Below are 25,673 nucleotides of genomic sequence, written 5' to 3'. Positions count from 1 at the left end.
GCATCTGTGGCACACTGGCGGGCCAGGTTCGAGAACGGGAGCCCCGGGTGGCCACCACCGTCCCGCTGGTCGAGGCACGCGACTACCCCGACCGCGTGCTGACCGATCGCCATGCATTCCACCAGCTGCTGCTGGGGCTCGACGGCCACGTCGAGCTCGAGGCGGCCGGGCGCGTCACGCGTGTCGCCCCCGGCGTGCTGGTGCCGGTGGCCGCCGGCGACGTTCATCATTATCTGGCCCCGGGCGATAACCGGGTGCTGGTGCTCGACCTGCCGGTGGCCTGGTGCCAGTCGCTGGCGCTGGAGGCGCTGGTCTCGCGGCCGGCACGGCGTCTGTCCCCGGCGCTGGCCAGCCAGGGGCGCCGTCTCGACGAGCAGGCGCCATCGGTGCTGGCCGGCTGGCTGCAGGCCGTGCTGGCCGCGGGCGGGCATGGCGTGGCGCCGCCCCGATTGCGCCTGCTGCGTCTGTTGCCGGCGATTCGCGCCGATCTTGCCTACCCCTGGCGCGTCGCCGAGATGGCGGCACGCTGTCATCTCGCCGAGGCGGCCTTCGCCCGCCAGTTCCGCGCCCTGACCGGGCAATCGCCGCATGTGTGGTTGACCGCACAGCGGCTCGCCCGTGCCCGGGAACGGCTGCTCGATGCCCGTGCCTCGCTGACCGAGATCGCCCTGGCCTGCGGCTTCGCCGACGCCGCGCACTTCTCGCGGGTCTTTCGCCGTCATGTCGGCTGCCCGCCCGGCGAATGGCGCCGGGCCCGGTCGGACTGTGCTCGGGGCTAGTTGTGTAATCCAGCGAGAGAAAGCAGCGCCTCGAGCCAGAGCGGGATCACCAGTGGCGCGGCCAGGGTGGTGAGCAGCACGGCGACGGCGCCCTTGGCGGGCGGGATGTCGAGCTCCATGGCGATGACCACCACATTGGCGGCCATCGGCACCACGCCCAGCAGCAGCAGGGCGGTGGCGAGGGTGGCATCGATGCCCAGCGTGGCCTGCAGCAGCCACACCGCCAGCAGGCTGAGCAGCGGCCACAGGCCAAAGCGCGCCAGCACGCAGGCGGCGATGAAGCGGGCGTCGACCGCGGCGAGCGTCACCCGTCCCAGGGTCATGCCGATGATCATCATGCCCAGCACGGTGTAGCTGGACTTGAAGTGGTCGAGGCCGTCGAGCAGCGCCGCGGGCAGCGGCACCGCCAGGGCGTTGACCAGCAGGGCGGCGGCGAAGGCGTAGAGCAGCGGCAGGCGGACGATGCGCGAGAGGCTCTCGCGCACCGAGAAGCGCCCCCGGGCGCTGAGGTAGAAGCCCACCGTGAACTCGTAGAGGGTGATGCCCAGCAGGCAGAACAGGTACTGGGCCACGCCCTCGGGCGGCAGCAGCACCAGCGCCAGCGGCAGGCCGAAGTAGCCGGTGTTGCCGGTGCCGGCGGAGAAGGCCAGCACCGCGGCCTCGGGTGGGGCGAACCAGGGCCGCGCCAGGCGGTGGACGGTCACGGCGATGAGGCTGGCCAGGCTGAACAGCGCCGCGGTCAGCAGCAGGTCGGCGGGGCCGGGGTCGCCCTCCACCAGGCCGCGGAAGAAGGTCAGCGGAGCGATCACGTAGATCAGCAGGGTGGCGATGGGGCGCGGGTCGATGCCGAGCCGCCGGGCGACGAGCCAGCCCAGGCCGACGAAGGCCAGCAGCATCCACAGCGGTTGGGTGAGGTCGGCCTGTGCGGTCATCGCGATCTCCTGGGCAAAAGCGCCATGATGCCCGCTCGCGGCGGCCGGCAACAGGTCAACAGGGCTATCGCAATCAAGCGTTGTCGCCAGGGGCTGACCCGGCGACAGGTCTTCAGGGGGGCGCTGTGGACCCCTCCGTGGGCGCTACCTACGCTACCTGACCGCCATGGATGGCGGAAATGCCGGAATGGAAAGGAACACTTTCCGGCCTTGGCGTAGGACCCCCTCTTCGACCTGTCCCCGGTGCCCCTTGCCAGGGGCAACGACGATTGCCTTGGACAGGTCAGGAATCGACAAGCCGGCCCCGCCGCGGGGCGGCATCATGGCACTTTCGTCATCCGTCATCCGTCATCCGTCATCCGTCATCCGTCATCCCGGGAGCCGCTGCCATGACCGCGCGTCACGAGCCGCCCGCTGCCGATCCCCGTGCCACGGCGATCGGCGCCACCACCGTGCTCAACTGGGCGCTGCTGGCCACGCTGACCCAGCTGGCCGGGCCGGTGCCGCCGTTTCTGCTCACTGCCCTGGCGTTCGCCATCGCCTTCGTCTGCTTCGCCGTCTGGCTGGGCGTGCGCGGGCAGTCGCCGATCGCGCCGCTGCGCCAGCCGCCGAGGGTCTGGGCGCTGGGTGTCGGCGGCCTGTTCGGCTATCACGCCCTGTACTTCGTCGCCCAGCAGAACGCGCCGCCCGCCAACGCCGGGCTGATCAGCTACCTGTGGCCGCTGCTGATCGTGATTTTCGTCGCCCTGCTGCCGGGCGAGCGGCTGCGCACCAACCATGTGGTCGGCGGTCTGCTGGGCTTCGCCGGTGCGGCGCTGCTGGTGGGCGGCGACGTGTCGGCGGCCGGCAGCGTGCTGGGCTATGCGGCGGCCTTCGCCTGCGCCTTTCTGTGGAGTGGCTATTCGGTGCTGTCGCGGGCCAATCGTGCGGTGCCGACCGCCGCGGTGGGCGGCTTCTGCCTGGTCACCGCATTGCTCGCCGCGCTCTGCCACGGGCTGCTCGAGCCGTCGCGCTGGCCGCAGGGGCTCGGCTGGCTGGGCGTGGTCGGCCTGGGGCTGGGGCCGGTGGGCAGTGCCTTCTTCACCTGGGACGTGGGCGTCAAGCACGGCAACCTGCGCCTGCTCGGGCTGCTGGCCTACTTCACGCCGCTGCTGTCGACCGTGGTGCTGATTCTTGCCGGCTATGCCGCGCCGACGCCGTGGCTGGCGCTGGCGGCGGGGCTGATCACCCTGGGCATGCTGGTGGGCAGCGGCTGGCTGGGGCGGCGGCGGATCGCTTGACCCTGTAGCCACTACAGGTGCGGTAATCAGGGTCCATTCAACGACGGGAGCCCTGCATGGCGCACGATCACGCCCACCATCACGGCCATGACCACGCTCATGACCACGACCACGCGCCCACCGTGACCGCCGACAGCGAGCGCCGGGTGCGCCTGGCGATGTGGCTGACCGCCGGCTTCATGCTGGCCGAGGTGATCGGCGGCTGGTGGTCCGGGTCGCTGGCGCTGCTGGCCGATGCCGGGCACATGGTCAGCGACGCCGCCTCGCTGGGGCTGGCGCTGTTCGCCTTCCGCCTCGGGCGTCGGGCGCCGGATGCCCGTCGCACCTTCGGCTACCAGCGCTTCCAGGTGCTGGCGGCCTTCGTCAACGGCCTGACGCTGCTGGCGATCGGCGTGGGTATCGTGATCGCCGCCATCAAGCGCTTCTATGCGCCGGTGGACGTCATGGCCGGAACCATGATGGGCGTCGCCGTGCTGGGGCTGCTGGTCAACCTCGGGGTGTTCGCCATCCTGCACGCCGGCGACCGCGACAACATCAACCTGCGCGGCGCGATTCTGCACGTGATGGGCGACCTGCTCGGCTCGGTGGCGGCGATCGTCGCCTCGCTGGTGATCCTGTTCACCGGCTGGGACGTCGCCGACCCGCTGCTGTCGCTGCTTGCCGCGGCGCTGATCCTGCGCGGGGCCTGGAAGATCGTCCGGCGCAGCGCCCATACCCTGCTCGAGGGCACCCCGGACGGGGTCGATATCGCCGAGATCCACGAGGCGCTGGCCTCGGTGGAGGGGGTCAGCGACGTCCACGACGTGCACCTCTGGGGGCTGACGCCCCAGGATCCGCTGCTCAGCCTGCACCTGGTGGTGGACGCCGAGGCGGACAACGATCGCGTGCTGCGCGAGGCCTATGCCCGGCTGCACGAGCGCTTCGGCATCCACCATGCCACGCTGCAGCTGGAGGGGCGGGCCTGCCTGACCGGCGGCGACTGCCAGACGCCGTCGCCGGCGTGATCATGACCCGTTCTCATGCTCGGTGCCGAGGGCGCCGCGGCAACATGACCGGGCTTCATGATCGACCTCGAAACTTTCATTGGTCGTCGGCGAACCCGGCGGGCACAATGCGGGCATTCTGCACGCATGGAAACGACAAGGGTTGACCGATGAGCGCACACGAGCATCCGCTGGGCATCAGCTTCGAATTCTTTCCCCCCAATACCGACGCCGGGCGGGAGAAGCTCATGGCCGCCCGGGATGCCCTGGCCGAGCGCAAGCCGCGCTTCTTCTCGGTGACCTACGGCGCCGGCGGCTCGACCCAGGCGCGGACCCACCACACGGTACAGCGCGTCCGCGAGTGCGGCATCAGCACCGCGCCGCACCTGTCGTGCATCGGCAGCGAGAAGGCCCAGGTGCGCGAGCTGCTCGAGCGCTATCGCGCCGACGGCATCGACAGCCTGGTGGCGCTGCGCGGTGACCTGCCCTCGGGCATGGGCGGGATCGGCGAGCTGCGCTACGCCAACGAGCTGGTCGAGTTCATCCGCGCCGAGACCGGCGATCACTTCGAGATCGCCGTGGCCGCCTACCCCGAGGCCCACCCCCAGGCGCCGAGTCTCGAGCATGACCTGCAGAACTTCGTGCGCAAGATGCAGGCCGGCGCCGACCTGGCGATCACCCAGTACTTCTTCAGTGCCGAGGCGTATTTCCACTTCGCCGAGCGGGCGCGGGCCCTCGGGGTGGAGAAGCCGATCGTGCCGGGCATCATGCCGATCACCAACTACACCAAGCTGGCGCGCTTCTCGGATGCCTGCGGGGCCGAGATCCCGCGCTGGATCCGCAAGCAGCTCGAGGCCTACGGCGACGACAGCGAGAGCATCCAGGCCTTCGGCGAGGAGGTGGTGTCCCGGCTGTGCCAGCGGCTGCTCGACGGCGGCGCGCCGGGACTGCACTTCTACACCCTCAATCAGGCCACACCGGCGCTGCGCATCCTCGACAACCTCGCCTGACGGTCGGTCGGCACCGGCGATTCACGGGCCCCACCCCTGCGGTGGGGCCTTTTCGTTTGTGGGTGTTCGTTTGCGGGGGTGAGGGCGCGGAGCGATAAAAGTGTGCGGGTTCCCGCACAAAAGGCTGAGCGAGCTGTGTGGATCTTCGCACGCCTGAGCCGTACCGCTGCGTGATGCCAGCAGCCGGTCTACATCCAGGCTGTTGTATTGCCGGATTTTTGTGGAACTGGCACGGCGATTGCCAAGGGGTTGGGCGACAGGTCGCCGCGGCGGCCCGACACGACAATCGCAACAATAGCCGCAAGGAGCCAATACAACATGCGCACGCTCAAGCTCGCTTCGCTGACCGCCCTCGCCGCCGGCGTGATGATGGCCGGCAGCGCCATGGCCGACCCGATCACCATCAAGTTCTCCCACGTGGTGGCACCGAACACCCCGAAGGGCCAGATGGCCGAGAAGTTCAAGGAGCTGGTCGAGGAGAGCTCGGTCGGCGATCAGGTCGACGTCGAGGTCTACCCCAACTCGCAGCTCTACGGCGACGACCAGGTGCTCGAGGCCATGCTGCTCGGCGACGTCCAGCTCGCCGCGCCGGCCCTGTCCAAGTTCCAGAAGTACACCAAGCAGCTCCAGGTCTTCGACCTGCCGTTCCTGTTCAAGGACATGGATGCCGTGGAGCGCTTCCAGAACAGCGAGACCGGCCAGAAGCTGCTGACCTCGCTGGAGCCCAAGGGCCTGATCGGTCTGGGTTACCTGCATAACGGCATGAAGCAGCTCTCCGCCTCCGAGCCGCTGCGCGTGCCTTCCGACGCCGCCGGCAAGAAGTTCCGCATCATGACCTCCGACGTGCTCGAGGCGCAGTTCGAGGCGGTCGATGCCGCGCCGCTGAAGAAGCCGTTCTCCGAGGTCTTCATGCTGCTGCAGACCGACGCCATCGACGGTCAGGAGAACACCTACTCCAACATCTACTCGCAGAAGTTCTACGAGGTGCAGCCCTACATCACCGAGTCCAACCACGGCCTGCTGGACTACATGGTGGTCTCCTCGGCGCGCTTCTGGAACGGCCTGCCCGACGACGTGCGCCCGGTGGTCGAGAAGGCGCTCGACCAGGCGATCGCCTACGGCAACGACATCGCCGCCCAGGAGAACCAGGAAGCCAAGCAGGCGATCATCGACTCCGGCAAGTCCGAGATCATCGACCTGACGCCGGAACAGCGTCAGCAGTGGGTCGACGCCATGAAGCCGGTATGGGACCAGTTCTCCGACGAGATCGGCCAGGACGTGATCGACGCCGCCCGGGCCGCCAACAACGAGGGCTGATCGGCCCGAGGTATCCGGCGACGGCGTCCCCCGGGGCGCCGTCGTTGTATCCATGAGGAAAGACCATGATTGTACGTTGGCTCAACAAGCTGGAAGAGGCGATCTTCTCGGCGCTGCTGGTGGCCATGGTGCTGCTGGTGGGCGTCGAGGTGTTCTATCGCTTCGTGCTGGCCGAGGGGATCAGCTGGGCGCAGGAGGCCTCGCTCTACCTGTCGGGCTGGTTCGTGCTGTTCGGCGTCTCCTGGGGGATCAAGCACGGCACCCACATCGGCGTCGACGTGCTGGTCAAGAAGCTGCCGCGCGGCGGACGCCGTATCGCCACCCTCGTCGGCCTGGCGGTCTGCCTGACCTACTGCGGTCTGCTGCTGGTGGGCAGCTACCAGTATCTGTCGCTGACCCGGATGATCGGCATCGAGCTGCAGGACATTCCCATCCCCAAGTGGCAGGCGACCCTGATCCTGCCGATCGGCCTGGGCCTGCTGGTGCTGCGCTTTCTCGAGCTCGGCTGGCGCGTGATCAAGGATGAGGCCGACGGCTTCGGCTTCTCCGACGAGGGCGAGGAGAGCCTGCGACTCGCCGAACAGGACGCCGCCGACGAGACCTCTGACAAGGAGGGCCGCCCGTGACCATCGCGACCCTGTTCATCCTGCTGTTCGGCGCCATCTTCCTGGGCATGCCGATCGCCTTCGCGCTGGGGTTCTCCAGCGTGACCACGATCCTGCTGTTCTCCAATGATTCGCTGGGCTCGATTGCCATCAAGCTGTTCGAGTCGGTATCGAACCACTACACGCTGCTGGCGATTCCCTTCTTCATCCTGTCGAGCGCCTTTCTCTCCACCGGCGGGGTGGCGCGGCGCCTGATCAACTTCGCCACCGATGCGGTGGGTCACGTCAAGGGTGGCCTGGCGATGGCCTCGGTGCTGGCCTGCATGCTGTTCGCCGCGGTCTCCGGTTCCTCGCCGGCCACGGTGGCGGCGATCGGCTCGATCGTCATCGCCGGCATGGTGCGCCAGGGCTATCCGGAATCCTATGCCGCCGGGGCGATCGCCAACGCCGGCACCCTGGGCATCCTGATTCCGCCGTCGATCGTCATGCTGGTCTACTCGGCGGCCACCGAGGTCTCGGCGGCCAAGATGTTCATGGCCGGCCTGATTCCCGGGCTGATGATGGGCTCGATCCTGATGCTGGCCATCTACATCTCGGCACGGCGCATGAAGCTGCCCGCCCAGCCGTTCCCGGGCTTCGGCGCGCTGCTGCGCTCCGGCGGCAAGGCCACGGCCGGGCTGCTGTTGATCCTGCTGGTGCTGGGCTCGATCTACGGCGGCGTGGCCAGCCCCACCGAGGCGGCGGCGATCGCCGCGATCTACGCCTGGCTGGTGGCGGTGATCGGCTACCGCGACATGGGCCCGCTCAAGGGCATCCCCTGGAAGCGGCCGGGCGAGAATCTGGCCGCGGCGGTCCTGCGCAACCTGTGGCAGACGCCGCTGGCGCTGGTCGGCTCGTTCGTCAACCGCGAGGTGCGCGGTGTGGTGCTGGATGGCGCCAAGGTGTCGATGATGCTGCTATTCATCATCGCCAACGCCATGCTCTTCGCCCATGTGCTGACCACCGAGCGCATTCCCCACCACATCGCCGAGGCGATCGTCTCCTGGGGGCTGCCGGCGTGGGGCTTCTTGATCGTCGTCAACCTGCTGCTGCTGGCGGCGGGCAACTTCATGGAGCCGTCGGCGATCCTGCTGATCATGGCGCCGATCCTGTTCCCGATCGCCACCCAGCTGGGCATCGACCCGATCCACCTGGGCATCATCATGGTGGTCAACATGGAGATCGGCATGCTCACGCCACCGGTGGGACTCAACCTGTTCGTCACCGCAGGGATCACCAACCGCTCGATCGGCTGGGTGATCAAGGCGGCGCTGCCGTGGCTGTGCCTGTTGTTGCTGTTCCTGATCGCCATCACCTACATCCCGGCGATCTCGCTGTGGCTGCCCAATCTGCTGTCGTGACCCCGATGGCCTGAAGACCAGGAGCCCCGCCCGCGTGCGGGGCTCCTGCGTTTGGCACTCTGGTACGATGCCGTACCCTCGACTAGCCTGAGATCGCACGCACGATCACGAACCGTGAGGGAGGCAGTCATGCGTTTGTCGCAATGGATGCTGGGTCTGGGGGCCGTTGCGCTGACGGCCGGGGCCCATGCCGCGACCACCGTCGAGATGCACGCCGTCTCGGCCGACGGCGTCGGCGAGTCGATCGGCACCATCAGCGTCGAGAAGACCCCCTGGGGGGTCAAGTTCACCCCCGACCTGAAGGGCCTGGAAACCGGCCTGCACGGCTTCCACCTGCACCAGAACCCCAGCTGCGAGCCGGCCGAGAAGGATGGCGAGAAGGTCGCCGCGGCGGCGGCGGGCGGCCACTTCGACCCCGATGCCACCGGCACCCACCAGGGGCCCTACGGCGAGGGGCATCTGGGCGACCTGCCGCTGCTCACGGTCGATGCCCAGGGCACCTCGACCACGCCGGTGCTGGCGCCGCGGCTGTCCATGGCCGACCTCGGGGGCCATGCGCTGGTGATCCACGCCGGTGGCGACAATTACAGCGACGATCCGCACCTCGGCGGCGGCGGCTCGCGGGTCGCCTGCGGGGTCATCGAGGCGGGCCAGTAGCCGGCCCGGCAGGAATCAGGGAAATCGGGGAAAGGAACCAGAAGGCCGGGCAGTAATGCCCGGCCTTTTCATGGTCCGACGAGTGGCGCGCGTCGGCCGTTCCGGCTCACCCACGCCTTGGTCAGCCCTTGCCCTTGGGGTCGAGGATGCGCACCGGGGTCACGCTGGTGTCGCGCTCCTCCTCGCGGGGCTGGTTGACCCGGGTGGTGAGCTCGGGCGCGGCCTCGTCCTCGATCGGCAGCTGCTCGAAGAAGTCGCAGGCCACGCAGTCCCGGTAGCGGATGCCGTGCTGCTCCCAGGTGCGGATCTTGTCCATGGCGGCGCAGCGCGGGCAGACCGCCCCGGCGATGAAGCGTTTCTGGATGGCCATGGGCCCTCCTCTGACGGGCCCCCGGCGAGCCGGGGGCGCGGGTGGATGATGGCGGGCGGCGTCAGGCGGCGCGGATGCCGCTGTGACGCAGCAGCGCGTCGACGCTGGGCTCGCGGCCGCGGAAGGCCTTGAACAGCTCCGCCGCGTCCCGCGAGCCGCCGGCCTCGAGGATATGGTAGCGGAAGCGCCCCCCGGTTTCGGGGTCGAAGATGCCGGCCTCCTCGAAGGCGCTGTAGGCGTCCGCCGACAGCACCTCCGCCCACTTGTAGCTGTAGTAGCCGGCCGCGTAGCCGCCGGCGAAGATGTGGCTGAAGCCGTTCTGGAAGCGGTTGAAGTCGACCCGCGGGACCACCGAGTAGCGATCGCGGACGTCGTCGAGCAGAGCCTGGACCTCGGCCGCCGTGGGTGCGCCGAGCTCGTGATGCAGGCGGAAGTCGAACAGCGAGAACTCCAGCTGGCGCAGCATGCCCATCGCCGACTGGAAGTTGCGCGCCGCCTGCAGCTTGTCGAGCAGCGTGTCGGGCAGGCGCTCGCCGGTGTCGACGTGGGCGGCGATCATGTCCAGCCCCTCGCGCTCCCAGCAGAAGTTCTCCATGAACTGGCTGGGCAGCTCGACCGCGTCCCAGGCCACGCCGTTGATGCCGGAGACGTCGGCGACGGTCTGCCGGGTCAGCATGTGGTGCAGGCCGTGGCCGAACTCGTGGAACAGCGTCAGTACCTCGTCGTGGGTCAGCAGCGCGGGCCGCTCGCCCACCGGCCGGGTGAAGTTGCAGGTCAGGTAGGCCACCGGCAGCTGCAGGCTGCCGTCCTCGCGCTCGCGACGCACCCGGCACTCGTCCATCCAGGCGCCGCCGCGCTTGCCCTCGCGGGCGTAGAGGTCCAGATAGAAGCCGGCGATCGGCGTGTCGCCGTCGTGAATCGTGTAGTAGCGCACGTCCGGGTGGTAGCGCGGGGCCGTCTCGTCCTCGACGAAGCGCAGGCCGTAGAGCCGCCCGGTGACGCGGAACAGCCCGTCGATCACCTGCGGCGCCGGGAAATAGGGGCGCAGCTGTTCCGGCGAGATTGCATAGCGCGCCTCGCGCAGCTTCTCGCTGGCGTAGCCGACATCCCACGGTTCGAGGCTCTCGAGGCCCAGCGACTCCCGGGCGAAGGCCTCGAGCTCGTTGAACTCCTCCTGCGCCTGGGGGTGGGCGCGCTCGGCGAGATCGGCGAGGAAGTCGAGCACCTGGCGCGGCGACTCGGCCATCTTGGTGGCCAGCGAATAGTCGGCATAGGTGGCGAAGCCCAGCAGCCCGGCCAGCTCCTGGCGCAGGGCGAGGATCTCCTCGATGACCGGCGCGTTGTCGAACTCGCCGGCGTTGGGGCCGACGTCCGAGGCGCGGGTGACGAAGGCGGTGTAGATCTCGCGGCGCAGCTCGCGGTCGTCGGCGTAGGAGATCACCGGGAAGAAGCTGGGGAAGTCGAGGGTGATGCGATAGCCGTCGACGCCCTTGGCCTCGGCGTTGGCCCTGAGGGTGTCCAGGGCGCTCTGCGGCAGGCCGTCGAGGGCGTCGGCATCGGTGACGTCCTTGTGCCAGGCCTGGGTGGCGTCGAGCACCTGGTTGGCGAAGGTGTTGGACAGCTCGGAGAGCCGGGCCTGGATCTCGCCGTAGCGCCGCTTGGCGTCGGCCGGCAGGTCGACGCCGGCGAGCCGGAAGTCGCGCAGGGTGTTGTCGACCGAGCGCTGCTGGGCGGCGTCGAGCTCGGCCCAGGGCGGCGAGTCCCTGAGGGACTGGTAGGCGCGGAACAGCCCCTCGTGCTGGCCCAGCCAGGTGCCGTATTCGGAGAGCCTGGCCAGGCAGGCCTGGTAGGCCTCGCGCAGCTCGGGGTTGTTCATCGTGCCGTTCAAGTGCGAGACCGGCGACCAGGCCTGGGACAGGCGGTCGTTGAGCGCTTCCAGGGGCGCGGCGAGGCTCTCCCAGGTGGGCGTCTCGCGCTCCGCCCGGGCGGCGAGCCGATCGATGGCGTCACGGTTCTCGTCGAGGATCCGCTCGATCGCCGGCACCACGTGTTCCGGCCGGATCTCGGCGAAGGGCGGCAGGGTGTGGGTCTCGAGCAAGGGGTTGCGGGACATGCGCGGTGGCCTCGTCTGCAAAAAGGGGAACTGCTTGTTAGATGCGGCCGCACCCGGCGGGTTTCAACGCCGCATCGACGATCGCCCGGGCGGCGCCATTCCCGTGCCGCGCCGCCCCTGCTAGGCTTGCGGCTTTCGAGCGCCGTCGGCACGGCAGGCCGCGCCGGCGCCCGTGGCGGGACAACAAGGGACACGAGCGATGAAAGAGACACTGGAGCGCTGGAGCAGCCGGCGTGCATTCATACTGGCGGTCACCGGCGCCGCGGTGGGACTGGGCAATATCTGGCGCTTCCCCTACATGACCGGCGAGAACGGCGGTTCGGCCTTCCTGCTGCTCTACATCGCCTTCGTGGTGCTGCTGGGGCTGCCGGTGATGATGGCCGAGATCCTGATCGGCCGCGCCGGACGACGCAGCCCCATGCAGTCGCTCGGCCACCTGGCGCGCGCCGCCGGGGCCTCGCCGCACTGGCGCTGGCTGGGCCTGTTCGGGGTCATCACGGTGTTCTTCATCCTGTCGTTCTACTCGGTGGTCTCCGGCTGGTCGATCGAGTACCTGGTGGAGTCGATCAACGGCAACTTCGCCGGCGGCACGCCGCAGGCGATCGGCGCCAACTTCAACGACTTCCTCGCCGACCCGCTGCGCATGACCTTCAACCACACCCTGTTCATGCTGCTCACCATGTCGGTGGTCGCCGCGGGCATCTCCGGCGGCCTCGAGAAGCTCAACAACCTGCTGATGCCGCTGCTCTACCTGCTGCTGGTCGTGCTGGCCGTCTATGCCACCACCACGCACGGCTTCGGCACGGCGATGGCCTGGCTGTTCACCCCCGACGCCTCGGCGATCACGCTGTCGGTGGTGCTCAACGCCATGGGGCACGCCTTCTTCACCCTGGCGGTGGGCGCCTGTGCGCTGATGGCCTACGGCGCCTACATGCCGGACCACCAGAGCCTGCCGCGGGCGGTGGCCGCGGTGGCGGTGCTCGATGTCCTGGTGGCGCTGCTGTCGGGCATCGCCATCTTCTCGGTGGTGTTCTCGCAGGGCCTGGACCCCGGCGAGGGGCCGGGGCTGATGTTCGTCACCCTGCCGATCGCCTTCGCCGAGCTGCCCGGCGGCTCGCTGTGGCTGGCGGTGTTCTTCCTGCTGCTGCTGCTGGCGACCTGGACCTCGTCGATCAATCTGGCCGAGCCGATGGTCGCCACCCTGCAGGGCGCCGGGCTCAAGCGCGGTCGCTCGGCGGCGCTGGTGGGCATCGCGGTGTGGGCGGTGGGGCTGCTGTCGGTGCTGTCGTTCTCGACCATGGCCGACGTGCACTGGATCGGCGAGATGAACTTCTTCGATCTGGTGACCACCGTGCCCACCGACGTCTTCCTGCCCGTGGGCGGGCTGCTGATCGCCGTCTTCGCCGCCTGGGTGATGTCCAGCGAGGCCGCCGAGCGCGCCCTCGACGCCGGGCCGGGCGGCTTTCGTACCTGGCGCGCCCTGGTGCGCTACGTTTCCATCCCGCTGGTGGTGGTGGTACTGCTGTCGGGGCTGTTCTGAATCTCGAGGAGGTGACGAATCATGAACCTGAGAACCTTTCGCGGCCACACGCCGCAGCTCGGCGAGCGCGTCTACATCGACCCGGACTGCGTGGTGCTGGGCGACGTGACGCTGGGCGATGACTGCTCGGTGTGGCCGATGGCGGTGGTGCGCGGCGACATGCACCGCATCCGCGTCGGCGCGCGAGTCAGCATCCAGGACGGCAGCGTGCTGCACATCACCCACGCCAGCGACTACAATCCCGGCGGCTATCCGCTGAGCATCGGTGACGACGTGACCATCGGCCACAAGGCGATCCTGCACGGCTGCACCGTGGGCAACCGGGTGCTGGTGGGCATGAACGCCACGATCATGGATGGCGCCGTGGTCGAGGACGAGGTGATCATCGCCGCCGGCGCGGTGGTCACGCCCGGCAAGCGCCTGGAGGGCGGGCATGTCTACGCCGGCAACCCGGCCCGGTCGTTGCGTCCCCTGAAGGACGCCGAGCGGCAGTTCTTCACCTATACCGCCGGCAACTACGTCAAGCTGAAGGACGAGTACCTCGCCGCGACCGACCCCGCCTGATAGGCTGGGCCCCCGGACGGCGGTCCGGGGGCCGGTTTCTCGCGGCAAGACTACCGTAGTGAGTATTTTCGTCAGGGGCTGATCCGTCGACAGGCCTGCGAGGGGGCGCTGTGAACCCTTCCGTGGGCGCTACCTACGCCATCCATGGCGTAGGACCCCCTCTTCGACCTGTCTCCGGCGCCCCTTGCCGGAGTCAACTGCGATTGCTCTGCTTCCCGCACCCAACTGATTGTTTTTCCGAGGTGCCGTGGGCGATAATCTGGATTTACATCCAGTCATTCGCAGGTGGCGGCGCGTGGCCGACTTCAAGACTCATTTCAGTGTGGCCGTGGCCGGTGGCGCGCTGCTGGCCGTCGGTGGCTGGCAGGCGTCGCTGTGGACGCCCCCCGAGGGCGCCTCACTGGCCGCGCTGACCGCCTTCGGCGGGATCCTGCCGGACATCGACTCCGACCACTCCCGGGCCATTCGGCTGATCTTCAACCTCTTCGCCCTGCTGGCGGTGGTCGCCGGCGCCTGCTGGCTGCAGGGGCGGGTCAGCCCGGCGATGCTGCTGGTCGGCTGCGGCGGGCTGTACGTCGCGGTGCGCTACGGCGCCGGGGCGATCTTCCGGCGCTTCAGCGTGCACCGCGGCATCTGGCACTCGCTGCTGGCGATGGGGCTGTGCGGGCTGACCACCACCGCGCTGAGCTATCAATGGCTCGCCCAGCCGGCCTGGCAGGCCTGGGCGCAGGGCGTGGCCCTGGTGGTGGGCGGCATCATCCACCTGCTGCTCGACGAGCTCTACAGCGTCGACCTGGTGGGCTCGCGGCTCAAGCGCTCCTTCGGCACGGCGATGAAGCTGTTCGACTATCGGGAGCCGGGCAACTCGATGGTCATGCTGCTGCTGGCGGCCGGGCTGGCGCCCTGGCTGCCGCCCTGGCAGACCCTGCTCGACCTGCTGGCCCACAGCACCCGGCTGTGGCAGTGAGCGTGCGGCAGTGAGCCCGCTCAGTCGGCGTCGGCGCCCGGGCGCTGGCGATAGTCCTCGGCGCGCAGGTCGTACTTCCTGAGCTTGTCGTAGAGGGTCTTGCGCGGCAGGCCCAGGTGCGCGCAGACGGTGCTGACCCGGCCGTGATGCGTGGCGAGCGCCTGACTGATCAGGCTCTTCTCGAACAGCTCGACCTGGCGGGGCAGGGTCAGCGCGGTGGCACCGCCGTCGTGGCCCTCCAGCAGGCGATCGAGCCGGTAATCGTCGGCCGCGCCCAGCAGCACGAAGCGCTCGGCGAGGTTGCGCAGCTCGCGCACGTTGCCCGGCCAGTCGTGGGCCATCAGCACCGAGACGCCGGCGGCGTCCAGCGGCGGTGCCTCGAGCCCGCTGCGATTGGCGGCGACCACCGCGAAATGCTGGAAGAGCAGCGGCACGTCCTCGCGGCGCTCGCGCAGCGGCGGGATCGGCAGGGTCACCACGTTGAGCCGGTAGTAGAGGTCCTCGCGGAATTCGCCGCGTTCGGCTGCCGCCCTGAGGTCCACCTTGGTGGCGGCGATCACCCGGATGTCCAGGGGCACGGCGCGATTCGAGCCCAGCCGCTCGATGCTGCGTTCCTGCAGCACGCGCAGCAGCTTGACCTGCAGCGACAGCGGCATCGACTCGATCTCGTCGAGGAACACGCTGCCGCCGCTGGCGTGCTCGAACTTGCCGATGCGCCGTTCCACCGCGCCGGTGAAGGCGCCCTTCTCGTGGCCGAACAGCTCGGATTCGATGATGTTCTCCGGCACCGCCCCGCAGTTGATGGCGACGAACGGCTGGCCGCCGCGCCGGCTGCGCTCGTGCAGCGAGCGCGCGACCAGGTCCTTGCCCACGCCCGTCTCGCCGAACAGCAGCACGTCGGTTTCCACCTGGCTGATGCGCTGGAGCATGGTGGTCAGGTGCTGCATGGCCGGGGTGCGGCCGACGATGCGGGGGCCGGGGGCGGCGCGCTGAGCCTCCAGTTCGGCCTTGAGGCGGCGGTTCTCGAGGCTCAGCCGGCGCTTTTCGACGGCGCGGCGCACCACGTCGGTGAGCCGCTCCCCGGCGAAGGGCTTCTCGAGGAAGTCCCAGGCGCCCTCGCGCATCGCCTCCACCGCCGTGGAGATGTCGCCGTGGCCGGTGATCAGGATCACCGGCAGGTCGGGATCGCGGCGGCGCACTTCGCGCAGCAGCGCCAGACCGTCCATGCCGGGCATGCGGATGTCGCTGACCACCACGCCGGGGAAGTCGGCCTCGAGCCGGGCCAGCGCGGACTCGGCGTCGCCGACCGCCTGCGGCTGATAGCCGGCCAGCTCCAGGGTCTGGCCGGCGGTGATGCGCAGGTGTTCCTCGTCGTCGACGATCAGCACCGGGGTGGCGTCCGACTCATGCATGGCGTTCCTCCTCGGGGGGCGGCTCGGCGGTGGCCGGCGCGGCACAGGCCGGCAGGGTGATGGTGAAGCAGGCGCCGCCGGACGCGACGTTGCCGGCGTCGAGCTGGCCGCCCAGGTCGTCGATGATGCGCGCCGAGATCGACAGCCCCAGGCCCAGCCCCTTGCCGGTGGCCTTGGTGGTGAAGAAGGGCTCGAAGACCCGGCCGAGGTGATCCTCGGCGATGCCCGGACCATTGTCGCGCACCTCGATGCGCACCGTCTCGCCGGGCCGGATGCGCAGCCACAGGTGCGGCTCGGGCGTCTCGCTCATCGCCTGCAGGGCGTTGCCGATCAGGTTGACCAGCACCTGCTCGAGGCGCACCAGGTCGGCATGCACCCAGACATCGCCGGGCGGCCAGTCACGGGTGATCGTCACCCCGGCATCGACCAGCCGCGAGCGGTACAGGCGCAGGGCGTAGCCGAAGCTCGCCTGCACGGAGACGGGGGCCAGGTTGTCGCCGCTTCTGCGCGAGAACTGCTTGAGCTGGGCGCTGATCTCGGCCATCCGTGCGGTGAGCTCGACGATCTGCTCGAGGTTGGCGTCGGCGGTCTCGTGGCGGCCGCGCTCGATGAAGGTCCGGGCATTCTCGGCGTAGGCGCGGATCGCCGCCAGCGGCTGATTGAGCTCGTGGTTGATGCCCGCCGCCATCTGGCCGAGGACCGCCAGCTTGGCGGCCTGGACCAGCTCGTCCTGGGTCTGGCGCAGACTGGCCTCGGCGCGCTTGCGCTCGTCGATCTCCGAGGACAGCCGCTGGTTGGAGGCCAGCAGGTCGCGGGTGCGCTCGGCGACTCGCTGCTCCAGCTGGTCGCGGGCGCGGGCCAGGGCGTGTTCCTGGGCCTTGCGTTCGCTGATGTCGAACACCGTGGCCAGCCAGCGCTGGCCGTGGGGGCTGACCAGCCGGCTGACGGTGAGTTCCAGGGGAATGCCGTCGCCGCCGGGGCGCAGGGCCAGCACCTCGGTGGCCGGCGACTGGCGGGCGTGGCGCAGGGCGGCGATGCTGCGCGCATCGGCCGGCGCGAGCAGCTCGGTGAGGTGGCGCCCCTCGACGCTCTGCGGCGTCTGGCCGAACAGCGCCTGGGCGGTGGGGTTGAGGTAGGTCAGGGCGGCATGCTCGTCGAGCACCAGCAGGCCGGCGCGGGTGCGGTCGATGATGCCGCGCACCCGGGCCTGCCCCTCGGCCAGGGCCCGACGCTCGCGACTGGCGAACAGCTCGCGCTCCCGGCGCAGGCGCCAGCGCTGCCAGCCGATGCCGCCGGCGAGGATCACCACGCCGTAGAGCCCGGCGGCCAGCATGCCGGCCTGCCACTGGGCGCTTTCCAGGGCGTGCAGCGGCTTGAGCATGCGCATCTGCCAGTTCAGGGCCGGCAGCTCGCGGGTCACCGAGAGGAAGCGCTCCCCCTCCAGCGGGCCGTCGGCAAAGGTCATCAGGCGCGAGCCGTCGCGGCGCCGGCCCAGGCGAGTCAGGTCCAGGAGCGGCAGGTGGGCGCCGTCGTAGCGGCGCGTGGCGTTCAGGCGCTCGCGCTCGCCGGCCTGCAGCGGACGCAGGCTGGCCAGGCGCAGCCCCGGCGAGCTGGCCATGAACACCACGCCGTGTTCGTCGCTGACCAGCAGTTCGCCGTTGAGGCTCGTCCAGTTGGCCTCCAGCGGCGCGACCAGCACCTTGACCACCAGCACCCCGGCGATATGCCCGCCCCGGGCATCGGTGACGCGCACCGGCGCCGAGAAGTAGTAGCCGCGCTCGCCGGATTGCGTGCCCAGGCCGTAGAAGCGCCCCATCCGCCCCTGCATGGCGTCGAGGAAGTAGGGGCGAAAGCCGTAGTTCTGGCCGACGAAGCTGTGCGGCAGGTTCCAGTTGCTGGCGGCGAGCGTGGTGCCGGTGGCGTCGAGCAGGTAGATGTCGGAGACATCGGCGATGCCGCGGAAGTCGTCGAACAGGCGGTTGAGGCGCATCACCGCCGCCGGATCGTCGGGGTGGGTGACGGCGTAGCGCACGGCCTCGCGGCTGGCCAGCAGGTGCGGCAGGTAGTCGTGGCGCGACAGGTAGGCGGAGACGCCGGCGGCGGACAGCCGCAGCTCGTTGCGACCCTCGGCGTACAGGGCATCGAGCGCTTCCTCGCGGGCCAGCAGCGAGACCTGCCAGACGCTCAGGGCCAGCCCCAGCGGGACCAGCAGCAGCAACAGTCGACGCCAGCGTCTGGGCAAGCGGGTGGCCTGCATGGGCGCTCCTCGGGCTCGTGGAATCAGTCGCCGCGTTCGGGCAGGGCCTGGGCGCGGCGCAGGGCACGCTGGGCGCGGGTCTCGGCGCGCTCCAGTTCGAGCAGCCCTTCCTCGACGAACACCAGGTGCTCGTGGGCCAGCAGGCGGGCGTCCTCCGGACGGCCCTCGAGGATGGCATCGAGCAGCGCGCGGTGCTGGGTCATCAGCTGCTCGCGGGAACCCGGCTTCTCGAACAGGTGCGCCAGGTTGGAGACGATGCTCTTCTCCAGCAGGTGGAAGATGCCGCGGATGGTATGCAGCAGCAGCACGTTGTGCCCTGCCTCGGCGATCGCCAGGTGGAAGGCGGCGTCGGCCTTGGCCTCGCGATTGGGGTCGTCCTGCAGCGCCGGCTCGGCGTAGCTGGCCTGGAGCTCCTCGAAGCGCCGGATCAGCAGTTCCTTATCGGCCGGGGTGGAGCGCAGGGCCGCGTAATAGGCGGCGATGCCTTCCAGGGCGTCGCGGAACTCGAGCAGGTCGAGATGGAACTCGCCGTGGCGCGAGAGCATCTCCAGCAGCGGGTCGCTGTAGCCGCTCTTGAGTTCCTCGCTGACGAAGGTGCCGCCGCCCTGACGGCTGCTCAGCAGGCCGCGGGCCGAGAGCTTCTGGATCGCCTCGCGCAGCGAGGGGCGCGACACGCCGAAGCGCTCGGCCAGTTCGCGTTCCGGCGGCAGTCGCTGGCCCGGCGCCAGGCTGCCCTCGAGGATCATCGACTCGAGGCGTTCGGTGATGACGTCGGCGATACGCGGTTGTCGGACCGGCTGATAGACCATGACGTGTTCTCGGGATACCGGGTGGCTGGGCCCGCCCTGTCGCGAGCGGTCGACAGATTGTGTCAAAGGCGTGACGGGGCGGCTAATGTCAAATTGGTTTTACCAATTCTAGCGAGATGCCGGGCGCTCGCAACCTCGCTGGAGACAGGGGATTTCAGTGGTATGACAACAAGTTGCCGTTGCCGCTCGGGCAGGCAATACCAAAGTCTAAAGCGTCGGACGGCGAGTTTGTTACGCTGGCGTTTGACTCTCGCCTAACCTTGCCCATAAGGTTCCCCAACATCAATTGTCAATTGGTTTTACCAATTAGAGCTCGGCGCCAGCGCGGCGCGGTGCCCGGGTCGCGACGCAACTGGCTCGAGGAGAGGACATGACGCCACTCAAGCAATACCCCCCCAGGCCGGACAAGGTGTACTTCTATGGCACCTGTCTGATCGATCTCTTCTATCCCGGCGCCGGGCTCGACGGCATCCGCCTGCTCGAGCGGGAGGGCATCGAGGTGGTGTTTCCCGACGACCAGACCTGTTGCGGCCAGCCGGCCTACACCTCCGGCTACCATGACGAGGCCCGGGCGGTGGCGGCCGCGCAGCTCGACCTGTTTCCCGAGCCGTGGCCGGTGATCGTGCCCTCCGGGTCGTGCGGCGGGATGATGCGTACCCATTACCCGCAGCTGTTCGCCGGCACCGGGCGCGAGGCGCAGGCCCGCGAGCTGGCCGGGCGGATCTTCGAGCTGACCGAGTTCCTGGTGCATGTCTGCCATGTGACGCTGACCGATCGCGGCGAGCCGCAGCGCGTGGCGATGCACACCTCGTGCAGTGCCCGACGCGAGATGGGGGTGGCCGACACCGGCCCGGCGCTGCTCGGCCAGCTCGAGCACGTGGAGCTGGTCGAGCAGGCGCGCGCGGCGGAGTGCTGCGGCTTCGGCGGGACCTTCGCGGTACGCCACCCGGAAGTCTCGGGGGCGATGGTCGACGACAAGACCCGCGCCATCGAGGAGGCCGGCGCCGAGCACTTCGTGACCTCGGACTGCGGCTGCCTGATGAACATCGACGGCCACCTCGAGCAGCAGCAGCGCCCGGTGCGTGGCGAACACATCGCCAGCTATCTGTGGAGGCGCACCTCATGAGCGTTCAGACCTATACCCCGGAGGCCTTCCATCGCCAGGCGCATGACGCGCTGGGCAACCCGCAGATCCGCAGCAATTTCCGGCGCGCCATGGACGGGCTGATGGACAAGCGGCGCAGTGTCTTCAGCGAATGGGACGTGGAAACGCTGCGCGAGTTGGGCGCCAACATTCGCCTGCGTGCGCTGTCGCGGCTGCCGGACCTGCTCGAGCAGCTCGAGGCCAACTGCCAGGCCAACGGCATTCGCGTGCATTGGGCCAGCGACGGCGACGAGGCCTGCCGGATCGTCCGCGAGATCTGTCAGGCGCGCGAGGCGAAGTCGGTCATCAAGGGCAAGTCGATGGTCTCTGAGGAGATGCACCTCAACGCGCATCTCGAGGAGGCGGGCATCGAGGCGCTGGAGTCGGACCTCGGCGAGTACCTCGTGCAGCTCAACGAGCAGACGCCCTCGCACATCATCATGCCGGCGATCCATCTCAACACCGACGAGATCTCGGACATCCTCCACGACAAGACCGGCACCGAGCGTACCCGCGACGTGGACGCCATGACCGCAGCGGCGCGGGCCCAGCTGCGCGAGCGCTTCATGGCCGCCGACGTGGGCATCTCGGGGGTCAACTTCGCGGTCGCCGAGACCGGCACGCTGTGCCTGGTCGAGAATGAGGGCAACGGCCGCATGACCACCACGGTGCCGCCGGTGCACATCGCGGTGACCGGTATCGAGAAGGTGGTCGAGCGCCTGCGCGACGTGCCGCCGCTCTATGCGCTGCTGACCCGCTCGGCGACCGGCCAGCCGGTGACCACCTACTTCAACATGATCTCCGGGCCGCGCCGGGCGGACGAGCATGATGGGCCCGAGGAGGTCCATCTGGTGCTGGTCGACAACGGGCGCTCGGCCATCTACCAGGACGACGAGCTGCTCGACACCCTGCGCTGCATCCGCTGCGGGGCGTGCATGAACCACTGCCCGGTCTACACCCGGGTGGGCGGGCATACCTACGGCACCACCTACCCGGGGCCGATCGGCAAGATCCTGATGCCGCACCTGATGGGGCTGGAGGCGACCCGCGACCTGCCCAGCGCGTCGAGCCTGTGCGGGGCCTGCGGCGAGGTCTGTCCGGTGAAGATTCCGATTCCCGACCTGCTGGTGCGGCTGCGCAAGGAGTCGGTCGGCGAGGGGCGCGGCAACGTGCCGGGAGCCGGGGTCAAGCGCAACCGCAAGGAGGTCTTCGCCTGGAAGAGCTGGCAGTGGCTGGCCACCCATCCCGGGGCCTGGCGGGCCGGTACCGGCATGGCCGGCAAGCTGCGCGGGCTGGCGCCGTCGACGCTGCGTCCCTGGACCGACTACCGCACCGTACCGAAGCCGGCATCGACCACGCTGCATGCGCTGGTCAAGCGCCATCGCCAGGACCACGACACCACCGGGGAGAGCGAGTCATGAGTGCCCGCGAGACCATTCTCAAGCGCCTGCGCGAACGTGCCGACGGGGCGCTGAGTGCGCCCGAGAGCGACTTCTCGGTGATGACCGGGCGCGGCTGGACGCCCGCCGAGCGGCTGGCGCGTTTCGAGTCGATGATCACCGCGGTGCACGGCGAGGTGCATCACGCCGCGCGGGGCGAATGGACGCAGGCCCTGGCCGCCGTCCTGCGCGACAAGGGCGTGACCCGACTCGGTGTGGGGCGCGAACACCCGGTCGCCGTCGAGGCGCGGGCGGCGCTGGCCGACGGCGGCGTGATGCTGGTCGATGCCGACCGTGATATTGCGGCCTGGAGTCGCGAGCAGTTCGAGACGCTGGAGGCCGGCCTGACCTCGACCCGGGGTGCCATCGCCGAGACCGGCAGCCTGTGGCTGTGGCCGACCCCCGACGAGCCGCGCCGGCTGAGCCTGGTGCCGCCGCTGCACATCGCCGTGCTGGACGCCGAGACCATCGAGGACACCTTCTTCGACGTGGTCGAGGCTCACGGCTGGGCGCAGGGCATGCCCACCAATGCGCTGCTGATCTCCGGGCCCAGCAAGACCGCGGACATCGAGCAGACGCTGGCCTACGGGGTCCACGGCCCTCGCGAACTGGTGGTGATCGTGCGCCATGCTGACGCCCCCGGGCAGGCGGACGCATGACGCCGGCCTATCGTGACCTGCTCGAGGCGCTGCGCGAAACGCTGCCCGACGAGCGCCTGATCCATGATCCGCTGCGCCTGCTGGCCTATGGTTCCGATGCCAGCTTCTACCGGCTGATTCCGCAGTTGGTGGTGCGCCCTCTCGACGAGGCGGAGCTGGGTGTCGTGATGCGCGCCTGCCGGGAGCGCGGGCTGCCGATGACGTTTCGCGCCGCGGGCACCTCGCTGTCCGGCCAGGCCGTCGGTGATTCGGTGCTGATCCAGCTCAACCAGGGCTGGCGCGAGTACGCGATTCTCGACGCGGGGCGGGCGATCCGTCTGCAGCCGGGGATCATCGGCGCCCGGGCCAACCAGCTGCTGGCGCCGTACGGGCGCAAGATCGGCCCCGACCCGGCGTCGATCGGCAGCTGCATGATCGGCGACATCGTTGCCAACAACGCCTCGGGCATGTGCTGCGGAACGGCGCAGAACAGCTATCGCACCCTGCGCGATCTGCGCGTGGTGCTGGCCGACGGCACCTGCCTGGATACCGCCGACCCGGACAGCGTGGCGGCCTTCAGGGATTCGCACGACAAGCTGCTCGACGAGCTGGAGCGGCTGGGGCGCGAGACGCGGGCCAATACGGCCCTCGCCGAGAAGATCCGTCACAAGTACCGGCTGAAGAACACCACCGGCTATGCGCTCAACAGCCTGGTCGACTACCGCGACGGCCTGGATATCCTGACGCACCTGATGATCGGCTCCGAGGGCACGCTGGGCTTCATCAGCGCCATCACCTACGACACCGTGCCCGACGAGCCCGAGAAGGCGGCGGCGCTGATCTTCTTCCCCGACATGGCGACCACCTGCCGGGCGACCATCGCGCTCAAGGCCACGCCGGTCTCGGCGGTGGAGCTGATGGACCGGGCGGCGCTGCGCTCGGTGGCCGACCAGCCCGGCATGCCGGAGGCGCTGGCGACCCTGCCCGAGGGGGCGGCGGCACTGCTCGTTGATGTGCGCGGCGACGATGCCGGGCAGCTGTCGGCACGCATCGAGGCGGTTCAGTCGGCCCTGCAGGGGGTGGCCACGCTGGAGCCGGTGGCCTTCACCCGCGATCCGGCGCAGTACGCCCTCTACTGGAAGATCCGCAAGGGGCTGTTTCCGGCGGTGGGGGCGGTACGCGAGGTCGGCACCACGGTGGTGATCGAGGACGTCGCCTTCCCGGTCGAGCGTCTCGACGAAGGCGTGCTGGCGCTCACCGAAGTGTTCCGCCGCCACGGCTACGCTCAGGCGATCCTCTTCGGTCATGCGCTGGAGGGCAACCTGCACTTCGTCTTCCCCCAGGGGTTCGAGAAGCCGGGCGAGACCGAGCGCTACCGGGCGCTGATGGAGGACGTGGCGCAGCTCGTGGCGGTCGAGTATGGCGGCTCGCTCAAGGCCGAACACGGTACCGGGCGCAACATGGCGCCCTTCGTCGAGCGCGAGTGGGGCACCGAGGCCTATGCCCTGATGTGGGCGATCAAGGCACTGTTCGACCCCGACAACCTGCTCAACCCCGAGGTGATCCTGAGTCGCAACCCGACCCTGCATCTGGAGAGCCTCAAGCCGCTGCCGGCCGCCGACCCGATTGTCGATACCTGTATCGAGTGCGGCTTCTGCGAGTCGGTGTGCCCGTCGCGGGCCCTGACGCTGACGCCGCGCCAGCGGATCGTCGTGCGTCGCGAGATGGCCCGGCTCGAGGTCCTGGGCGAGCAGGCCGACGCCGAGGCCCGCGAACGGCTGGCGACGTTGCGCGAGGGGTACGTCTACGACGGCATCGATACCTGCGCGGCCGATGGGCTGTGCGCGACCCAGTGCCCGGTAGGCATCAACACCGGCGATCTGGTGCGGGCGTGGCGGCACGATCACCAGGCCGGCAAGGCGGGGATGGCGCATCGCATCGGGGCCCATTTCGACGGCGTGACGCAGCTGGCCCGCGGCGTGCTCAAGGCCGCCGACACGACCCATGGCCTGCTGGGGACGTCGGCGATGACGCGACTCACCGGCACCCTGCGGCGGGCCAGCGGTCGGCGCCTGCCGCAGTGGCTGCCGACGCTGCCGGATGCGGCACCGGTGCGCGTGCTCGAGCGGCCGCGCCGCGCGAAGCCGGGGGCGCCCCGAGTGGTCTACCTGCCCTCGTGCGCGACCCGGGTGTTCGGTCGCTCGCGGGGGGATGACGAGACGCGCTCGGTAATGGAGGTGACGCTGTCACTGCTCGACAAGGCGGGCTTCGAGGTCATCCTGCCGGAATCGCTGGGCGGGCAGTGCTGCGGCATGGCATTTCAGTCCAAGGGGCAGTTCGCGGAAGCCGACCGCAAGGCGGGTGAGCTCAACGCCGTCCTGCTGGCCGCCAGCGAGAACGGCCGCTATCCGGTTCTCTGTGACACCAGCCCCTGCACGCTGCGCATGCAGGAAACCCTGGATGCGCGTCTCGCGCTGCACGAGCCGGTGGGCTTTGTGCACGACCAGGTGCTGCCGCGGCTTGCCATCACGCCCAAGAAGGCGCGTGTCGCCGTGCATGTCACCTGCTCGAGTACGCGCATGGGGCTGGCCGATACCTTCATCGCCCTGGCCCGGGCCTGTGCAGAGGACGTGGTAGTGCCGCCGGAAATCACCTGCTGCGGCTTTGCCGGTGACAAGGGCCTGCAGGTGCCGGAGCTCAATGCCTCGGCGCTGACGGGGTTGGCCGAGGCGGTCGCCGGCTGCGAGGTCGGTTACTCCAACTCGCGGACCTGCGAGATCGGCCTGGCGGCGCACGGCGGCATTCCCTATCGCTCGATCCTGTCGCTGGTCGATGAGGTTGGGCGCCCGCGGGAAGCGGCGGAAAGCGCGGCAAAATAGGACGTGTGGCGGGGTGATCGAATTTTTCGACCTTGGTCGCAAGAAAGGGCTTGCATCCCGCCGCTCTGATCCGTAAAGTACGCATCCGCTGCCGACGACGGGACACGTCACCGGCGGTATTGAGGAGAAGCAAGTGGTTGTTTCCTCGAGGGTTTTTGGAAGGTCGCGATGAAAATCGCCCTTGCCAAACCGCTTCGAGACGCCTAGAATGCTCTCCCACGATTCGGCAGGCCGGCGGCCGCCGCGGGATCGGTTGTCACCGATCGCCACGACGCCAAACGCCGCTTGACACGCCGGGCCGAATCGGTAGAATACAGCCTCTCTCGCAACGAGGCGCTCAACGAGCAACGGTTGCGACGCTCTTTAACAATTCGATCAGGTAATTCATGTGGGCGCTTGGCCGAGATAACGGTGACACGTCACCAAATATCAAGGCAAGCGACTCGTCAAGAGACGTTTGAACCTTGAGTCAGGTTTGGTTCCACCTTAGGAACTATCAGACTTTAAACTGAAGAGTTTGATCATGGCTCAGATTGAACGCTGGCGGCAGGCTTAACACATGCAAGTCGAGCGGAAAC

The 25,673-nt window shown here is 69.1% G+C and carries 21 protein-coding genes and 1 rRNA gene; 16 read left to right on the top strand and 6 right to left on the bottom strand.

Going from position 1 to position 25,673, the window contains the following annotated elements:
* The first annotated feature begins 47 nt into the window (after positions 1 to 47).
* Positions 48 to 779, top strand: a complete 732-nt coding sequence (locus tag G7A98_RS02065) for an AraC family transcriptional regulator (RefSeq protein ID WP_163647837.1) — start codon at positions 48 to 50, stop codon at positions 777 to 779.
* Here the strand turns inward: G7A98_RS02065 and G7A98_RS02060 are convergent.
* Positions 776 to 1,711 carry an AEC family transporter gene (locus G7A98_RS02060; RefSeq protein ID WP_163647836.1) on the bottom strand — a complete coding sequence of 312 codons (936 nt, stop codon included), beginning with the start codon at positions 1,709 to 1,711 and terminating at the stop codon, positions 776 to 778. The genes G7A98_RS02065 and G7A98_RS02060 overlap by 4 nt on opposite strands.
* 389 nt (positions 1,712 to 2,100) lie before the next feature.
* On the opposite strand from G7A98_RS02060, the gene G7A98_RS02055 reads away from it, so the two are divergent.
* The 7 genes from G7A98_RS02055 to sodC all read left to right on the top strand — a co-directional run bounded on the left by G7A98_RS02055 (position 2,101) and on the right by sodC (position 8,963).
* Positions 2,101 to 2,991 carry an EamA family transporter gene (locus G7A98_RS02055; RefSeq protein ID WP_163647835.1) on the top strand — a complete coding sequence of 297 codons (891 nt, stop codon included), beginning with the start codon at positions 2,101 to 2,103 and terminating at the stop codon, positions 2,989 to 2,991.
* 56 nt (positions 2,992 to 3,047) lie between these two features.
* Positions 3,048 to 3,995, top strand: coding sequence for a cation diffusion facilitator family transporter (locus G7A98_RS02050; RefSeq protein WP_163647834.1), 948 nt, complete (start codon positions 3,048 to 3,050; stop codon positions 3,993 to 3,995).
* 149 nt (positions 3,996 to 4,144) lie between these two features.
* Complete coding sequence (gene metF, locus G7A98_RS02045; protein ID WP_163647833.1) at positions 4,145 to 4,984, top strand: methylenetetrahydrofolate reductase [NAD(P)H]; 840 nt, start codon at positions 4,145 to 4,147, stop codon at positions 4,982 to 4,984.
* Positions 4,985 to 5,302: 318 nt separating this feature from the next.
* Positions 5,303 to 6,301, top strand: coding sequence for a TRAP transporter substrate-binding protein (locus tag G7A98_RS02040; RefSeq protein WP_163647832.1), 999 nt, complete (start codon positions 5,303 to 5,305; stop codon positions 6,299 to 6,301).
* A 65-nt stretch (positions 6,302 to 6,366) separates the two neighbouring features.
* Positions 6,367 to 6,927 (top strand): TRAP transporter small permease, encoded by a 561-nt coding sequence (locus tag G7A98_RS02035; RefSeq protein ID WP_205596194.1) that lies wholly within the window; start codon positions 6,367 to 6,369, stop codon positions 6,925 to 6,927.
* Complete coding sequence (locus tag G7A98_RS02030) at positions 6,924 to 8,306, top strand: TRAP transporter large permease subunit (protein WP_163647831.1); 1,383 nt, start codon at positions 6,924 to 6,926, stop codon at positions 8,304 to 8,306. The genes G7A98_RS02035 and G7A98_RS02030 overlap by 4 nt, the downstream gene beginning before the upstream one ends.
* Positions 8,307 to 8,435: 129 nt before the next feature.
* Complete coding sequence (gene sodC / locus G7A98_RS02025) at positions 8,436 to 8,963, top strand: superoxide dismutase family protein (RefSeq protein ID WP_163647830.1); 528 nt, start codon at positions 8,436 to 8,438, stop codon at positions 8,961 to 8,963.
* A gap of 121 nt (positions 8,964 to 9,084) precedes the next feature.
* Here the strand turns inward: sodC and G7A98_RS02020 are convergent, their stop codons facing one another.
* Both G7A98_RS02020 and prlC read right to left on the bottom strand, forming a co-directional pair.
* A complete protein-coding gene (locus G7A98_RS02020; RefSeq protein WP_163647829.1) occupies positions 9,085 to 9,333 on the bottom strand; it encodes a YheV family putative zinc ribbon protein in 249 nt (82 codons plus the stop codon).
* Between the two features lie 61 nt (positions 9,334 to 9,394).
* Positions 9,395 to 11,446 (bottom strand): oligopeptidase A, encoded by a 2,052-nt coding sequence (gene prlC, locus G7A98_RS02015; RefSeq protein ID WP_163647828.1) that lies wholly within the window; start codon positions 11,444 to 11,446, stop codon positions 9,395 to 9,397.
* Positions 11,447 to 11,645: 199 nt separating this feature from the next.
* Here prlC and G7A98_RS02010 point away from each other — a divergent pair, with 199 nt between their 5' ends.
* From G7A98_RS02010 to G7A98_RS02000, 3 genes are all read left to right on the top strand, one after another.
* The gene (locus G7A98_RS02010; protein ID WP_163647827.1) at positions 11,646 to 12,986 is read left to right on the top strand and encodes a sodium-dependent transporter; all 1,341 of its coding nucleotides are present in this window, start codon (positions 11,646 to 11,648) and stop codon (positions 12,984 to 12,986) included.
* A gap of 21 nt (positions 12,987 to 13,007) precedes the next feature.
* Positions 13,008 to 13,550: a gamma carbonic anhydrase family protein gene (locus G7A98_RS02005; protein WP_163647826.1), complete on the top strand. Its 543-nt coding sequence runs from the start codon at positions 13,008 to 13,010 to the stop codon at positions 13,548 to 13,550.
* Positions 13,551 to 13,845: 295 nt separating this feature from the next.
* Positions 13,846 to 14,517, top strand: a complete 672-nt coding sequence (locus tag G7A98_RS02000; protein ID WP_163647825.1) for a metal-dependent hydrolase — start codon at positions 13,846 to 13,848, stop codon at positions 14,515 to 14,517.
* Positions 14,518 to 14,537: 20 nt separating this feature from the next.
* Here G7A98_RS02000 and G7A98_RS01995 read toward each other — a convergent pair whose 3' ends face one another.
* Genes G7A98_RS01995 through G7A98_RS01985 form a run of 3 tightly spaced genes read right to left on the bottom strand, consistent with a single transcriptional unit; the run spans position 14,538 to position 18,995 of the window.
* Positions 14,538 to 15,929, bottom strand: a complete 1,392-nt coding sequence (locus tag G7A98_RS01995) for a sigma-54 dependent transcriptional regulator (RefSeq protein WP_163647824.1) — start codon at positions 15,927 to 15,929, stop codon at positions 14,538 to 14,540.
* The gene (locus G7A98_RS01990) at positions 15,922 to 18,186 is read right to left on the bottom strand and encodes an ATP-binding protein (protein WP_205596193.1); all 2,265 of its coding nucleotides are present in this window, start codon (positions 18,184 to 18,186) and stop codon (positions 15,922 to 15,924) included. Before G7A98_RS01990 ends, G7A98_RS01995 begins: the two co-directional genes overlap by 8 nt.
* A gap of 23 nt (positions 18,187 to 18,209) precedes the next feature.
* Positions 18,210 to 18,995 carry a GntR family transcriptional regulator gene (locus G7A98_RS01985; RefSeq protein ID WP_163647823.1) on the bottom strand — a complete coding sequence of 262 codons (786 nt, stop codon included), beginning with the start codon at positions 18,993 to 18,995 and terminating at the stop codon, positions 18,210 to 18,212.
* Between the two features lie 370 nt (positions 18,996 to 19,365).
* On the opposite strand from G7A98_RS01985, the gene G7A98_RS01980 reads away from it, so the two are divergent.
* The 5 genes from G7A98_RS01980 to G7A98_RS01960 form a co-directional block, all read left to right on the top strand.
* On the top strand, positions 19,366 to 20,121 hold the full coding sequence (locus tag G7A98_RS01980; RefSeq protein WP_163647822.1) for a (Fe-S)-binding protein: 756 nt from the start codon (positions 19,366 to 19,368) through the stop codon (positions 20,119 to 20,121).
* Positions 20,118 to 21,560, top strand: coding sequence for a LutB/LldF family L-lactate oxidation iron-sulfur protein (locus tag G7A98_RS01975; protein WP_163647821.1), 1,443 nt, complete (start codon positions 20,118 to 20,120; stop codon positions 21,558 to 21,560). Before G7A98_RS01980 ends, G7A98_RS01975 begins: the two co-directional genes overlap by 4 nt.
* On the top strand, positions 21,557 to 22,237 hold the full coding sequence (locus tag G7A98_RS01970) for a lactate utilization protein (RefSeq protein ID WP_163647820.1): 681 nt from the start codon (positions 21,557 to 21,559) through the stop codon (positions 22,235 to 22,237). Before G7A98_RS01975 ends, G7A98_RS01970 begins: the two co-directional genes overlap by 4 nt.
* Complete coding sequence (locus tag G7A98_RS01965; protein ID WP_163647819.1) at positions 22,234 to 25,095, top strand: FAD-binding and (Fe-S)-binding domain-containing protein; 2,862 nt, start codon at positions 22,234 to 22,236, stop codon at positions 25,093 to 25,095. The genes G7A98_RS01970 and G7A98_RS01965 overlap by 4 nt, the downstream gene beginning before the upstream one ends.
* Before the next feature lie 505 nt (positions 25,096 to 25,600).
* Positions 25,601 to 25,673, top strand: a 16S ribosomal RNA gene (locus tag G7A98_RS01960); the annotation flags it as partial.

Origin of the sequence: Modicisalibacter sp. 'Wilcox' (assembly GCF_010993675.1) — a bacterium.
Taxonomy (GTDB): Bacteria; Pseudomonadota; Gammaproteobacteria; order Pseudomonadales; family Halomonadaceae; genus Modicisalibacter; species Modicisalibacter tunisiensis.
Note: the sequence above shows the minus strand (reverse complement) of the source record. Positions and strands in the feature narration are given on the sequence as shown.

Bases quoted from the DNA above. Each gene is read 5' to 3' on its own strand.
- G7A98_RS01990 (WP_205596193.1), bottom strand. From the start codon at position 18,186: ATGCAGGCCACCCGCTTGCCCAGACGCTGGCGTCGACTGTTGCTGCTG.
- G7A98_RS01995 (WP_163647824.1), bottom strand. From the start codon at position 15,929: ATGCATGAGTCGGACGCCACCCCGGTGCTGATCGTCGACGACGAGGAA.
- prlC (WP_163647828.1), bottom strand. From the start codon at position 11,446: ATGTCCCGCAACCCCTTGCTCGAGACCCACACCCTGCCGCCCTTCGCC.
- G7A98_RS01970 (WP_163647820.1), top strand. From the start codon at position 21,557: ATGAGTGCCCGCGAGACCATTCTCAAGCGCCTGCGCGAACGTGCCGAC.
- G7A98_RS01980 (WP_163647822.1), top strand. From the start codon at position 19,366: ATGACGCCACTCAAGCAATACCCCCCCAGGCCGGACAAGGTGTACTTC.
- G7A98_RS02055 (WP_163647835.1), top strand. From the start codon at position 2,101: ATGACCGCGCGTCACGAGCCGCCCGCTGCCGATCCCCGTGCCACGGCG.
- G7A98_RS02060 (WP_163647836.1), bottom strand. From the start codon at position 1,711: ATGACCGCACAGGCCGACCTCACCCAACCGCTGTGGATGCTGCTGGCC.
- G7A98_RS01975 (WP_163647821.1), top strand. From the start codon at position 20,118: ATGAGCGTTCAGACCTATACCCCGGAGGCCTTCCATCGCCAGGCGCAT.
- G7A98_RS01985 (WP_163647823.1), bottom strand. From the start codon at position 18,995: ATGGTCTATCAGCCGGTCCGACAACCGCGTATCGCCGACGTCATCACC.
- G7A98_RS02035 (WP_205596194.1), top strand. From the start codon at position 6,367: ATGATTGTACGTTGGCTCAACAAGCTGGAAGAGGCGATCTTCTCGGCG.
- sodC (WP_163647830.1), top strand. From the start codon at position 8,436: ATGCGTTTGTCGCAATGGATGCTGGGTCTGGGGGCCGTTGCGCTGACG.
- metF (WP_163647833.1), top strand. From the start codon at position 4,145: ATGAGCGCACACGAGCATCCGCTGGGCATCAGCTTCGAATTCTTTCCC.
- G7A98_RS02020 (WP_163647829.1), bottom strand. From the start codon at position 9,333: ATGGCCATCCAGAAACGCTTCATCGCCGGGGCGGTCTGCCCGCGCTGC.
- G7A98_RS02010 (WP_163647827.1), top strand. From the start codon at position 11,646: ATGAAAGAGACACTGGAGCGCTGGAGCAGCCGGCGTGCATTCATACTG.
- G7A98_RS02040 (WP_163647832.1), top strand. From the start codon at position 5,303: ATGCGCACGCTCAAGCTCGCTTCGCTGACCGCCCTCGCCGCCGGCGTG.
- G7A98_RS02005 (WP_163647826.1), top strand. From the start codon at position 13,008: ATGAACCTGAGAACCTTTCGCGGCCACACGCCGCAGCTCGGCGAGCGC.
- G7A98_RS02050 (WP_163647834.1), top strand. From the start codon at position 3,048: ATGGCGCACGATCACGCCCACCATCACGGCCATGACCACGCTCATGAC.
- G7A98_RS01965 (WP_163647819.1), top strand. From the start codon at position 22,234: ATGACGCCGGCCTATCGTGACCTGCTCGAGGCGCTGCGCGAAACGCTG.